This window comes from Atlantibacter sp. RC6 (assembly GCF_014193285.1).
GTDB lineage: Bacteria > Pseudomonadota > Gammaproteobacteria > Enterobacterales > Enterobacteriaceae > Atlantibacter.
On the sequence record NZ_JACHZE010000007.1, the window covers coordinates 54,064 to 67,504 of the forward strand.

Sequence of the window (13,441 nt, forward strand, 5' to 3'; positions counted from 1 at the left end):
AACCTACTCACGGTGCGATGGTTAACGTCCCTGCACTGCTGCCGGTAGCTCGCCATGACGGAACGTACATCGATTCCACCTGCGGCACCGGCACCGTGTATTTGCCCGGCGTCACCGCGCGCGCCAGATAGACCAGCGTGGCATGTTCGCCTTCGTTCACCGGCAGCGCCGCCACAAAGCGGTCATCGCGGAACTCCACATGCTGAATATCCTGCTGCTGCATCCGGCTCACCAGGTCGCTGACCGCGCCGCCGGTTTCACCCAGGCTGGCGCTGGCGTTCGCCAGATTCTGGTTTTCCAGCTCCAGGCCTGCGGGCAGCAGATCCACCACCAACGCGTCCGGCACGGTTTTGCTGGCGTAGACATCCAGCCACACCAGCACCAGTTCGCCGCTGCGCAGGTTCTCGAGTGATTTGGTCGTGCCGTCGCTATTCATAAAGTGGCGTTCAATTTTCAGTACGTTTCCGGATTGCTGCGGCGCGCTTTGCGGATAGCCCACGCTGTCGAGCCGCACCCACACCGGGCTGTCGCTGGTGTTGGTCAGATGCAGCGCCGCCAGTTTATCGGCGTTCAGATTAAACGCCTGCGCTTTATCACCCTGCAACGGTTCGCCCGACAACGAGCTTTGCACCTGCCAGGCGGCGGGCTGGTTTTGCCAGCCGCGACCCGCCAGGAACAGCGCATTGCTCTCCTGCGTCGACAACCAGCGCTGGCCATAAGCCCGATCGGACAGGGTTTGCAGTAATCCCGCCTGCTGCTGCGCCATCAGTTTGTTTTCTTCCAGCAGGTTGAGCACCAGCGCGCTGTCACGTAACTCGCTACCGTAGTCGCCAATCCACTGATTGCGATCGTTACGCGGCGTCGCCAGGCCGGCGTTAATCGCCTGCTGGGAACGGGATGCGTCGCCCATCAGCTTCAGCGCCACACCAAGCTGTACCAGCGGCAGGCCGGAACTGGCGGCGTCATGTTTGTTCCACAATTCGCGCAATGCCCCGAGCGGCGCTTTTTGCTGACGCGCCAGCACCAGTCCGGCATAGGTCTGCACCGCGAACTTGCTGGCGGCGCTGTTATCGCTGTAGCGCAGCGCCATCAGGCTTGGGTCCTGTAAATAACGCAGCAGGCGATTGTTGGCGCGCTCCAGCGCATCCGCCGGCACGCTGTAGCCCTGCTCGGTCGCCCGCACCAGGAAATCGGTGACATAGGCTGTGCCCCAGTACTCTTCCGGGCCGTTTTTATCCCACAGGCTGAACCCGCCGTCCTCGCGTTGCATTTCCAACAACCGGGCGATGCCGACATCAATCGCCGTGCGGCGCTGCTCGTCGCTTTCCCCCCTGATGCCCAACGCTTTAAGCTGCGCCGCGCTGGTGTACAGCGACGGGAACAGGCCGCTGGTGGTTTGCTCCAGGCAACCGTACGGATAGGCTTTCAGTTCGCTGATATAGCGCGCCAGGTTAAGCGGCGGACGGCCGCTCAGCAGCAGGCGCCCTTCCAGGGTAGCCGGCGAGAAACCCTCGATATGCGATGCCGGAACCTGCCAGCTTTCGCCTGGGTTAAGCATCACGCCGCTGTTGACGGTCTGCGACGGGAACGCCGGACGCACGCCGATTTTCCACTGTTTTTGCGACGGCGCGAAGGTTTCCCCCGGCACGTTCAGCCCGCTGATTTGGGCGTTGATTTCCCCGTCGCCAAAGCCTTCATGGGCACGCACCGGAATAAACAGTGTTTTACGCGCCCCGGCGTTGAGGCTCACTTTCAGTTCAGGGCTATCCAGCAGCGAAACCAGCCCGCTGGCGGTGAGGGAAACGGTGAGGTTTTGCGGCGTATCGGTCAGGTTGCTGACGTCCAGCGCCAGCCGCGATTCATCGCCACCCGCCAGGAAGCGCGGCATGCTGATATCGGCGATCAGCGGCGCGGCGACGACGGTTTTCGCCTCGCTGCTGCCGAAGCTGTCCGCCGTCCAGGCTTGCGCCATCACCCGCAGCTCGCCGTTGAAATCGCCAATCGGCAGTTGCACCGTGCCTTCGCCGTTCTCGTTAAGTACCACCGGCTGCGCCTGTTGCGCCACGATGGTGACGTGGTTAACCGGCGGTTTGCCGCCGCGATTCAGTTCATCGCCGTCGCCGCCAAAGCGCAGCGCCGCCAGCCGTCCCTGTCCTTCAATCACCTGGCCGTAGATATCGTAAATATCTGCGCCGTAGGCTTTCTTGCCGAAAAACGCGTCCCACGGGTCCGGGGTGCGGTAATCGGTAATATTCAGCACCCCGCTGTCGACGGCGGAAACCAGCACGTTAACCTGCGCCGGAATTTTGCCCTGAGCGTCGGGTTTCACTTTTAGCTTCACATCCAGATTACGGTCCGGGCGCATTTTCGCCGGAGCGTCCAGCGTTACCGCCAGACGGCGGTTTTCATCACCCAGCGGCAGATGCAGAATACCGACGGCGCGTTTCGGGGTGGCGGATTTGGATTTGTCGCCGGGACGGATCACCAGAGTGCTAACATAGAGATCGTGGCGCTGCCATTTTTTATCCACCGGAATGTCGAGGTCCATGCCGCCTTCCGGCACGTCGATAGCCTGCCACCATAGCGGGCCGTCGCTGGATTCAATCATCGCGTAGCCTTTCCCAGCGGCAGGCGCGGCGATATGCAGTTTGATGGTGTCGCCAGGCTTGTAGGCCGGTTTATCCAGCTTCAGCGTCACACGATCCGGGCGCGGCGAGCCGCTACCGTCGCTGTTGTCCTGCCAGCTGTAGCCCGCCCAGAAGCGGATGCTGCTGACGGTGTCATTGGGCGCTTTCACCTCGAGGCGATAAGAACCCCAGTCCACCGGGAAATTCACTTTGCCGGTTTCGCCCGCGGCCAGATTCAGTGATTGCTCGCCTTCCACCAGATCCTTTTGATCGAACTGGGACTGCCAGCCGTCACCTTCCGACCAGTTCCAGAAGTAGTCGCGGCGCTCGCGGATTAACCGCACCTGTAAATCGTTTACCGCCAGCTTCTGGCCCTGGGCGTCGGTATAGACAATGTCGAACCCGGCCAGGCTGCCTTCATCCACCATCGGCTGGTTAACCGTGGTGTCGCTGCGATAGTCGTACACGGCTTTAGAGGCAAACTGCGGACGAATGCCCGGCAGGTTCGCGGCGGGCCACACCGGTTGTTCGGCGCGACGGGTGATCGGGCGTCCGCCGGACTCCAGCAGGCTGGCCTGCAAAATCACCTTCAGCGGGGAGCGAACATCCTGCCACTGGCTGTCAAGCGTCACCGCGTTCTGGCCCTGTTCATCCAGGGTCAACTGCACTTCATCGAGGCTGCGGCTGAGGTTTTCCTCGGCGATATCGCCGAATTCAAAACCTGGCAGGGCGGCGACCGCTTCACGCAGCGGGCGCAGGAAAATCTGGCCCTGTAACGCGTTGCCGGACGCCGGCGCGCCGTAGAGATAATGCCCTTCCACCGGAATAGTAAGCGGATCTTTCGGGGAGATCGGTGTTTTCTGCGGCGTTAAGGTCAGCGCCATACGCTCCGGCATAAAGTCTTCCACCTGGAAGTGCCAGTTGCGCGGCTGGTTATCACCGATATTGGCGCGTACGAACCAGTTACCGGTGGCAGCCGTCTGGGCCAGCGGCCAGCTAAACTGGTACAGCCCGTTACGCGATTGCACTACCTGGGTCCGCGCCACCTGGCCGTCGGGTTTGACCACTTCCAGCTTGATCGGCTGGTCATCAACCGGTTTGCCATCGCCGTCGCGCAGCAGACCGTTGAAGATCACGGTTTCACCCGGGCGATACAGATCGCGCGGGCCGAACATAAAGAACTGCCGCGCATATCCGGCTTCGCCGACGATGTCGAACTCAGAGAGATCCAGCGCCGGAAGTTTGAGATCCAGCAGCGTCGTCTGTTCGCCGTTACGCGCCAGCACCAGCGCGGCGTCTTTCGGGGTCTCCAGCATCGCGTGGCCGTCGCCGTCGGTTTTCGCCTGCGCCAGGGTCTGGCCTTTTTCACTCAGCAGTTGGATCTCGACGCTGCCCTGCGGTGCGCCGTTTTCCAGGCTCTGGGTGAAGATGTCGAGCCGGTTATGGAAGCGATGCAGCGACAGGCCGACATCACTTAACGTAAACAGCGTGGCGGCATTGCTGTAGTTGTAACGCCCCGCCTGGTTCATCACCGCAAGATAGACGCCGGGCTGCTGGAGGGGTTTGATATCGCCCAGCGGCAGCAGCAGTTTTTCACGGGTGTTACGCGCCGGGTTCAGGTCGAAACGGCCGGTATAGACCAGATCCGCCAGTTGCAGCAGCTTGTCTGACTCCCAGTTAGTGAGCGAGTTACGGTACTCCCACTGGCTGACGAACGAGGCCAGGGATTCCGGCTTGATGCGGAAGAAATTCACATCCACGTTATCGATATTCAACGCCATCACCGGCAGGCCCTGCACCACTTTGGTGGGCAGCAGCGAGCCCCGGCTGGCGAAGCCGACGCTCGGTTCGATATCGCGGGTTTCGAGGGTCTTTTCCCAGTTGATGCCGAAAGTGGCTTCGTTCAGCGCTTTCAGCTCACTGTCCACGCTCACCAGCAGAGTACGGCTCGGCTCCAGATGGCGCATCCGCAGCTCTTTCAGATTGGGCGCCAGTTCCCAGGCACCATCGACTTTGCCGTTCTTTTTATCTACCAGATGAACGGTGCGGGAGAAATCCTGGTCAGGATCGAGAGGAATAGAAAACGTTAGCACCAGCGTCGCCGCGCCGTCCAGCTGGACTTCCGAGGCGTCAATCAGCGTTAACGGTTTCCCGGCGCTTTGCCCGGCAAGCTGGGCCAGTTTGGCGCTGTCGGGTTTGGCGGCGACGGTCGCGGCCTGTGATTGTTGAGCGGGCGCGGGTTTAGGGTCGCTTGCCTTTTCACTCGGTTTATCATCGCAACCTGCCATGGCCAGCATGGCGAATAAGGCTGCCGCAAGCGCGGCGTGACGTGCTTGTATCATTCTCAAATCCCTGGCCTTTCGGCCTTCCTGTTGTGAGGAAGTCAGTATTATGCGTTCGCGGCGCGAATACAAAATAAGAATGTAGACCGCGTAGCAAACGGTAGATTTTCAGAATTATAGTGGTATTACGGGATTCGTATCGCGACTTGAGAGGTGGCCGCTTGTGACGCACACTAAAAACACCGACAATCTGCCCTCTCAGCACTGACACGGAGGCTCCATGTCCACCTCTTTTTTTGTTGCGGGCGACTGGCTCGCTGAGCACCTTTCGGATCCAGAAATTCAACTCCTTGATGCGCGCATGGCGCCTCCCGGCCAGGAGCACCGTGACGTGGCGGGCGAATACCGCGCACAGCATCTGCCCGGCGCGCTGTTTTTTGATATCGAAGCGCTGTCCGATCGCACCAGCCCTTTGCCGCATATGATGCCGCGCCCGGAAGCGTTCGCGGTGGCGATGCGTGAATTAGGCGTCAGCAGCGATAAACATCTGGTGGTGTATGACGAGGGCGACCTGTTCTCCGCGCCGCGCGCGTGGTGGATGCTGCGCAGTTTCGGCGTGGAAAATGTGTCGATTCTGGCGGGCGGGCTGGCGCGCTGGCAGCAGGAAGGACGTCCGGTGGAATCGGGCGACGTTGTGGCTGAAGAGGGAGATTTCGAGGCCAAACTCAATCCTGAAGCGGTGAAACGCCTGACCGACGTGCTGCTGGCGAGCCACGAGGGCAGCGCGCAGATTATTGATGCCCGTCCGGCGGCCCGTTTTCATGCCGAAGCGGATGAACCGCGTCCGGGCCTGAAGCGCGGGCACATCCCTGGCGCATTAAACGTGCCCTGGGGCGAAGTAGTGCAGAACGGCGCGTTAAAAGACCCAGCCACGCTGCACGACATCTTCTTCCAGCGCGGCGTGGATTTTGAGCGGCCCATCATCGCCAGCTGTGGGTCCGGCGTGACGGCGGCGGTGCTGGTGCTGGCGCTCGCTACCCTGGATGTCAACGGCGTGGCGCTGTATGACGGCGCGTGGAGCGAATGGGGCGCGCGCCAGGATTTGCCTGTCGAACCCGCGCAATAAAAAAGGGCCGCAAACGCGGCCCTGAGTTTAGATAATGCGATTGGTTTTGAAATCGCGCAGGAAACTTCCCCAGCGACGTTCATAGAAGGGGGTGACGTGGGCCATGATAAAATGGCTGACGCCCTTCTCCCCTTCCGTCACCAGGCAAATATCAATCGGCTCGTCCCCCGGCAGCGTGTCGGTGGCGACGCTACCCGCCGCCTGCACGATGGCGTCGATATCCCCAATGGCTTCAATGCCGATCAGCAGATTAGGGGCTGCGTCGGCGCGCTCTTTGATAGAGCACAGCCAGGCGCGCTTGACCGTTTTCAGCGTTTTGAACAGTGTGGTCAGGGAATCGATCATCTGCGCGGGCGGTTCGGCCACTTCAGAGAGCAGCAGCGTCTGGCCGCCTTCAATCACTTGCTGGGTGCTGAGCGGGTTGCCTTCTTCACCAACCAGATGGCTGATTTCACGCGGGGTGAACTCTTTGCCGGTCGGCAATTTGGCGTTCAGGAACAGCGTCTCGCCCAGCGTCATCTCAAACAGGGTGCGCACCGGCATCACAACAAATGCCTGCTCTTCTTCATCCATCGCCTGCTGCAACGCTTCCAGCGACGTGAAAAACGGGATCACCGAGGTGCCGTCCTCTTTTTCCCAGTGCTGTAAATCCAGCGCGCTGTCCGCGTCCACCGCGTCGCCGCTGGCGGAGGTGCCCGGCACCCATACGGTAGACTCCAGCAAGACGCGGAAAAACGCCGGACGGTGCGCCGGTTCGGTGGCAGCCTTCTCCAGCAGGGTTTCTAACTCGTTTTTAGTTTCAGACATAACGCTCTTATTTCGCCGTCAGCAGGTTAGCTAAAGTACGCACGCCAAGACCGGTCGCGCCCGCCGCCCACTGTTCAACCGCGCCTTTACGGTAGGTGGCGGAACAGTCGATATGCAGCCAGCCCTGCTGGTAATTTTCAACAAAGTGCGACAGGAAGCCCGCCGCCGTGCTGGCTCCCGCCGGATACGACGCGCCAGCGGTGTTGTTGAGTTCCGCGAAATTCGACGGCAGCTGGTTGCGGTGGAATTCCGCCAGCGGCAGACGCCAGAACGGCTCGTTTTCGGCGCTGGCGCTCGCCAGCAGGCGGTTCGCCAGGGCATCGTCAAAGCTGAACAACGCATGATAATCGTTGCCGAGCGCGGTTTTCGCGGCACCGGTCAGGGTGGCGGCGTCAATCAGCAGTTCCGGTTTCTGGGCGCAGGCGTCGATCAGCCCGTCCGCCAGCACCAGACGGCCTTCGGCGTCGGTGTTCATCACTTCCACGGTTTTGCCGTTGCGGTAGCGGATGATATCGCCCAGTTTGAACGCGTTGCCGCTGACCATGTTATCGGCGCAGCACAGGTACAATTTGACGCGTTTATCCAGACCACGGGTGATGGCGAACGCCAGCGCGCCGGTCACCAGCGCCGCGCCGCCCATGTCGGATTTCATCGAATCCATAAAGGTGCTTTGCTTGAGGCTGTAGCCGCCGGTATCGAAAGTGATGCCTTTACCCACCAGGCAGGCGAACACCGGGGCGTCCGGGTTGCCGGTTGGGTTGTAGTCCAGCGCCAGCAGCACCGGCGCGCGATCCGATCCGCGCCCTACAGTGTGAATCCCCATATAGTTCTGCTCGCGCAGATCTTCGCCCTTGGTGATGCGATACTTCATGTTATCGCCGGCGAGGCCGCTCAGCAGATCCACCGCACGCTGGGCCAGTTGCTCCGGTCCCAGCTCTTCCGCCGGGGCGTTGATGGTGTCGCGCACCCAGTCGATAATTTTCAGGCGGCTGTCCAGCTCTTTCTGCTGGGTCTCATCGAGGGTCGCCCACTCGACGGTACGGCTGCCTTTAGGCCCTTTGTAACCCTGCCAGAAGGCCCAGCTGCGATCCGCGTCCCAACCTTCACCGGACAGCGCCACATGCTTAATGCCCAGCCCGTCAATTTTACGGGCGGCGCGCTGGATAATCCCCAGGTCGTCTTTATCGTTCAGGTGCAGGGTAATGCCGTCGTTATTGATGCTATATGTCGCTTTTTCTCCCCAGCGGGCGTCGGCAGGCTGGGTTGAGAGCGTGATTTTCATGGCGTCAGTCATTCTGTTGTCCCTTTTGTTATCGCTCTTAGACATAAAAGGGCCGCCCGAGGGCAGCCCGTTAAATCCATCCGCTAAATGATTCGCTCTCCAGCAAGGCGGCAAGCGCGCAAATCCCCAGGAGCATAGCAAACTATGTGACTGGGGTGCGCAAGCGCTGCCAACACAGCGGGGGAGCGAATCATGACGCGGATTATTCAGCTTCGTCAAGCCACACTAACAAGATTGCCTCAAGGATCTTCTCATTAGAGGCAGCCGGATCGTCATCAAACTCTTCCAGCTCGCAGATCCACTGATGCATATCGGTGAAGCGCACGGTTTTCGGATCGAGATCCGGGCGGCTGTCGTACAGCGCCTCGCCGATTTCACGGCTGTCGGTCCATTTCAGGCCCATACTCTACCCCTGTTAATGCTCGCGCGCATGGTTAATGGTGTAACGCGGAATTTCAACCACCAGGTCTTCATCGGTGACGCGCGCCTGGCAGCCTAAACGGCTTTCCGGCTCCAGACCCCAGGCTTTATCCAGCATGTCGTCTTCGTCTTCGGTGCTTTCCGGCAGTGAATCAAAACCTTCACGCACGATGCAGTGGCAGGTGGTGCAGGCACAGGATTTTTCGCAGGCGTGTTCAATTTCGATGCCGGCGCGCAGCGCCACGTCGAGAATGGTGTCACCGCTATTCGCTTCCAGAACTGCGCCATCCGGACAAAGATCCTGATGAGGCAGAAAAACAATCTTAGGCATATTAAACCTCGTCGACGGAGTGGCCTTTCAGCGCCTGGCGCACAGAGGCGTCCATACGGCGAGCGGCAAACTCCTGGGTCTGTTTATCTACGTTTTTAATTGCGTTTTCAATGGCATCAACGTCATCGCCTTGCGCTGCCTGCGCCAGAACGGCTGCGGCCTCATCGATAACCTGACGCTCTGCGGCGCTGAGCAGCGCGGCATCGGTCGCCAGCGCGCCCGTGAGGCTTTCCAGCACCCGGGCGGCTTCCACTTTTTGTTCCGCCAGCATGCGCGCTTTGACGTCCTGCTCAGCGAAACTCATTGAATCTTTAATCATGGTGGCGATTTCATCGTCGGTCAGCCCGTAGGAGGGTTTGACCTGAATCGACGCTTCCACGCCGGTGGATTTTTCCATCGCAGAGACGCTCAGCAGGCCGTCGGCATCCACCTGGAAGGTAACGCGGATATGCGCGCCGCCCGCCGGCATCGCCGGGATGCCGCGCAGCGCAAAGCGCGCCAGCGAACGGCAATCCTGCACCAGCTCGCGCTCGCCCTGCATCACGTGGATAGACATGGCGGTTTGCCCGTCTTTAAAGGTGGTGAACTCCTGGGCGCGGGCCACCGGAATGGTGGTATTGCGCGGGATGACTTTCTCTACCAGGCCGCCCATGGTTTCTAAACCCAGCGACAGGGGGATCACGTCCAGCAGCAGCATTTCGCTGTCCGGCTTGTTGCCCACCAGGATATCGGCCTGCACCGCGGCGCCAATTGCCACCACTTTGTCCGGGTCGATGGAGGTCAGCGGCGTGCGGCCAAAGAATTCGCCCACGCGTTCACGTACCAGCGGAACGCGGGTGGAACCGCCGACCATCACCACGTCCAGCACGTCGCTCGCGTCAACGCCCGCGTCTTTCAGGGCGCGGCGACAGGCCAGCAGCGTGCGTTTCACCAGCGGCGCGATCAGTTCATCGAACTGGGCGCGGGTCACGTTGCCCTGCCAGCCGCCGACGTTGACGGCCACGCTGTCGGCATCGCTCAGGGCGATTTTAGCGGCGATAGCGGCGTCCAGCAGTTCGCGTTGCAGACGATTGTCGCTGCGATCGCTGAAGCCCGCCTGCTCGCGCAGCCAGTCGGCTAACAGGTGGTCGAAGTCGTCGCCGCCCAGCGCGGAGTCGCCGCCGGTGGAGAGCACTTCAAACACGCCGCGGCTCAGGCGCAGCACGGAAATATCAAAGGTGCCGCCGCCAAGATCGTAGACCGCGATCACCCCTTCCTGACCGGAATCGAGGCCGTAGGCAATCGCCGCCGCGGTCGGTTCGTTGAGCAGACGCAGAACGTGCAGGCCCGCCAGACGCGCGGCGTCTTTGGTGCCCTGACGCTGGGCATCGTCAAAATAAGCGGGAACGGTGATCACCACGCCGTCCAGATCGCCCGCCAGCGCTTCACTGGCGCGTGCGGCCAGCGCTTTCAGGATATCGGCGGAGACGCGGATCGGGTTCAACAGGCCAGCCGGGGTGTCAATCTGCGGCAGGCCGTTGGCGCTCGGCTGCAAATTGTACGGAAGATGGGGATAACGCGCCTGGATATCGGCAAGAGAGCGGCCCATCAGGCGTTTTACCGAGCTGATGGTATTCACCGGATCGGCCGCCGCCATGGCACGGGCTTCGAAGCCAATAGTCTGGCCCGACGCCTGATAGTTCACCACGGACGGCAGCAGGTGACGCCCTTCGTGGTCCGGCAGGGTTTCCGCCTGCCCGCTGCGCACCGTGGCGACCAGGGAATTGGTGGTGCCTAAGTCGATGCCTGCCGCCAGTCTGCGCTGATGCGGCGCGGCGCTCAGCCCAGGCTCGCTAATTTGTAATAAGGCCATGTTTAGCTTCCAGAATTAAAAACCAAGCAGCTTTTCTTCGAGTTGTTCTGTCTGGTGCTGCAATTTATCAAGAAAACGGAGTTTGCGAACGGTATCCGCCGCCTTTTCCCACGCCTGGCTGTCCAGCTCCTCCACCATTTGCTGATGGCGCGAACGGTACAGCGCCTGAATGCGCGTGGTAAAACCCGCCAGGCGGCTTTCATCGCCCGCGCGTTCAATCTCGTCGAGCTCTTCACGCAGCTCCAGCTGTTCCATCAAAAACGCGGTATCGCGCACCGTATGCTGTTCGTTGGCCAGATCGAAACCGTGCAGGGAAAGCATGTATTCCGCGCGGTTTAACGGATGGCGCAACGTTTGCCAGGCCTGATTGATGGTCGCGGATTGCTGGAGCGCGGCCAGTTGGTCGGCCTGAGGGTGGCTGGCGAATTTATCGGGATGGAACTGGCGTTGCAGATCCTGGTAGCGCGCTGACAGAGAAGCCATGTCAATCGCGTAGCCAACCGGCAAACCAAAGAGGGTGAAGTAATCCATAACGTTCTCAGGGTAATACCCACATGCGCAATAACGCGACAACCCGGTTCCATTGACTGCCCCGGCGCGCGTTATTGAGAAAGCGGGTATGGCATGGTTTTCTACCCTTCCGCGCCGGCTGGGCGCGGAAGGTCATTGCGGGAACTACACGTTGAAGCTTTCGCCGCAGCCACACTCGTCTTTGACGTTCGGGTTGGTGAATTTAAACCCTTCGTTGAGGCCTTCTTTGACGAAATCTAACTGCGTACCATCTAAGAATTGCAGGCTCTTGCCGTCGATCACCACTTTCACGCCTTTGTCTTCGAACACGGTGTCTTCTGCCTGGGGTTCATCGACGAATTCCAGCACATACGCCATGCCGGAGCAGCCGGATGTCCGGACGCCGAGACGCAGGCCAAACCCTTTACCCCGGTTGGTCAGAAAAGTATTCACGCGCGCAGCAGCGCTTTCGCTAAGGGTAATCGACATACAACAACCTCAATTCATCAATGATTATTTAGCTTCACGTTTGCTTTTGTAATCCGCAATGGCCGCTTTGATCGCGTCTTCTGCAAGGATTGAGCAGTGAATTTTAACCGGCGGCAGTTCCAGCTCCTCGGCGATATCGGTGTTCTTGATCGCCTGCGCTTCGTCCAGGCTCTTGCCTTTCACCCACTCGGTGATCAGGGAGCTGGACGCGATGGCGGAACCGCAGCCGTAGGTTTTGAAACGCGCGTCTTCGATGATACCGTCATTGTTGACTTTAATCTGCAACTTCATTACGTCGCCACAGGCCGGCGCGCCAACCATGCCGCTGCCTACCGAGTCGTCGCTGTTGTCGAAGGAGCCGACGTTGCGCGGATTTTCGTAATGATCGATAACTTTTTCGCTGTATGCCATGTTGATGTTCTCCAGAAATCTTGTCGAATTAGTGGTGCGCCCACTCGATGCTGTTCAGATCCACGCCCTGCTTAAACATTTCCCACAGCGGAGAAAGATCACGCAGACGGCCAATAGATTTGCGAACCAGCTCGATGGTGTAGTCGATCTCTTCGACCGTGGTGAAACGTCCCAGAGAGAAACGGATCGAGCTGTGCGCCAGTTCGTCGTTCATCCCCAGCGCGCGCAGCACATAAGACGGTTCAAGGCTTGCAGAGGTACAGGCTGAACCGGACGACACCGCCAGATCCTTGAGCGCCATAATCAGCGACTCGCCCTCAACATAGTTAAAGCTCACGTTCAGAATGGTCGGGACGCCCTGCTCCAGATCGCCATTCAGATACACTTCTTCGATATCTTTGATGCCGTTCCACAGACGCAGACGCAGGCCGCGCAGGCGTTCCATTTCGCTCGCCATCTCTTCTTTGGCGATACGGTAGGCTTCGCCCATACCGACAATCTGGTGAACCGGCAGAGTACCGGAACGCATGCCGCGCTCGTGACCGCCGCCGTGCATCTGCGCTTCGATACGGATACGCGGTTTACGACGCACGTACAGGCCGCCGATGCCTTTCGGACCGTAGATTTTATGGCCGGAGAAGGACATCAGGTCGACTTTCAGCTTGCTCAGGTCGATAGGCAGTTTGCCCACGCTCTGGGTGGCATCCACGTGGAAAATAATCCCACGCGCACGGCACAGTTCGCCGATGGTGTCGATATCCTGCACCACGCCGATTTCGTTGTTCACGTGCATGATGGAAACCAGGATGGTGTCGTCACGCATCGCGGCTTCGAGTTCTTTCAGGTCGATAATGCCGTTGCTCTGCGGAGACAGATAAGTCACCTCGAAGCCTTCGCGTTCGAGCTGACGGCAGGTATCCAGCACCGCTTTGTGTTCGGTTTTGCAGGTGATGATGTGCTTGCCTTTTTTCTGATAAAAGTTGGCTGCACCTTTAATCGCCAGGTTATCGGATTCGGTCGCGCCGGAGGTGAAAACAATTTCACGCGGGTCCGCGCCCAGCAGGTCTGCAATGTGATTGCGGGCGACGTCTACCGCCTCTTCCGCCTGCCAGCCGAAACGGTGTGAACGGGAAGCGGGGTTACCGAAAATCCCATCCATAGTCATATGTTGCAGCATTTTCTCGGCGACGCGCGGGTCTACCGGCGTAGTCGCAGAGTAGTCGAGGTAAATCGGTAATTTCATTGCTCTTAAGCTCCGTACATCTCAAATGCTCTGAATCAGGCAACCGGCGGGATGTATGCCG

11 protein-coding genes are annotated in these 13,441 nt (G+C 59.7%); 1 reads left to right on the top strand and 10 read right to left on the bottom strand.

Features of this window, described 5'->3' with window-relative positions; genetic code table 11:
* Positions 1-7: 7 nt before the first annotated feature.
* Positions 8-4,969, bottom strand: a complete 4,962-nt coding sequence (locus tag FHW74_RS15805; protein ID WP_183171340.1) for an alpha-2-macroglobulin — start codon at positions 4,967-4,969, stop codon at positions 8-10.
* Between the two features lie 220 nt (positions 4,970-5,189).
* Between FHW74_RS15805 and sseA the strand changes: the two genes are divergently transcribed.
* Positions 5,190-6,035, top strand: coding sequence for a 3-mercaptopyruvate sulfurtransferase (sseA, locus tag FHW74_RS15810; RefSeq protein ID WP_183171341.1), 846 nt, complete (start codon positions 5,190-5,192; stop codon positions 6,033-6,035).
* A 27-nt stretch (positions 6,036-6,062) separates the two neighbouring features.
* Here sseA and sseB read toward each other — a convergent pair whose 3' ends face one another.
* From sseB to iscS, 9 genes are all read right to left on the bottom strand, one after another.
* Positions 6,063-6,842, bottom strand: coding sequence for an enhanced serine sensitivity protein SseB (gene sseB, locus FHW74_RS15815; protein WP_183171342.1), 780 nt, complete (start codon positions 6,840-6,842; stop codon positions 6,063-6,065).
* A 7-nt stretch (positions 6,843-6,849) separates the two neighbouring features.
* Positions 6,850-8,136: an aminopeptidase PepB gene (pepB, locus tag FHW74_RS15820; protein ID WP_183171343.1), complete on the bottom strand. Its 1,287-nt coding sequence runs from the start codon at positions 8,134-8,136 to the stop codon at positions 6,850-6,852.
* Between the two features lie 190 nt (positions 8,137-8,326).
* Positions 8,327-8,527, bottom strand: coding sequence for a Fe-S cluster assembly protein IscX (gene iscX, locus FHW74_RS15825; protein WP_002463684.1), 201 nt, complete (start codon positions 8,525-8,527; stop codon positions 8,327-8,329).
* Positions 8,528-8,539: 12 nt separating this feature from the next.
* Complete coding sequence (fdx, locus tag FHW74_RS15830; RefSeq protein WP_183171344.1) at positions 8,540-8,875, bottom strand: ISC system 2Fe-2S type ferredoxin; 336 nt, start codon at positions 8,873-8,875, stop codon at positions 8,540-8,542.
* Position 8,876: 1 nt separating this feature from the next.
* Positions 8,877-10,727, bottom strand: coding sequence for a Fe-S protein assembly chaperone HscA (gene hscA / locus FHW74_RS15835; RefSeq protein WP_183171345.1), 1,851 nt, complete (start codon positions 10,725-10,727; stop codon positions 8,877-8,879).
* Between the two features lie 15 nt (positions 10,728-10,742).
* Positions 10,743-11,258, bottom strand: a complete 516-nt coding sequence (hscB, locus tag FHW74_RS15840) for a co-chaperone HscB (protein ID WP_183171346.1) — start codon at positions 11,256-11,258, stop codon at positions 10,743-10,745.
* Between the two features lie 144 nt (positions 11,259-11,402).
* Entirely contained in the window at positions 11,403-11,726 is a 324-nt protein-coding gene (iscA, locus tag FHW74_RS15845; protein ID WP_002463693.1) for an iron-sulfur cluster assembly protein IscA, read from the bottom strand.
* 24 nt (positions 11,727-11,750) lie between these two features.
* On the bottom strand, positions 11,751-12,137 hold the full coding sequence (gene iscU / locus FHW74_RS15850) for a Fe-S cluster assembly scaffold IscU (protein ID WP_002463695.1): 387 nt from the start codon (positions 12,135-12,137) through the stop codon (positions 11,751-11,753).
* A 28-nt stretch (positions 12,138-12,165) separates the two neighbouring features.
* Positions 12,166-13,380: a cysteine desulfurase gene (gene iscS / locus FHW74_RS15855; RefSeq protein ID WP_183171347.1), complete on the bottom strand. Its 1,215-nt coding sequence runs from the start codon at positions 13,378-13,380 to the stop codon at positions 12,166-12,168.
* Between the last annotated feature and the right edge of the window lie 61 nt (positions 13,381-13,441).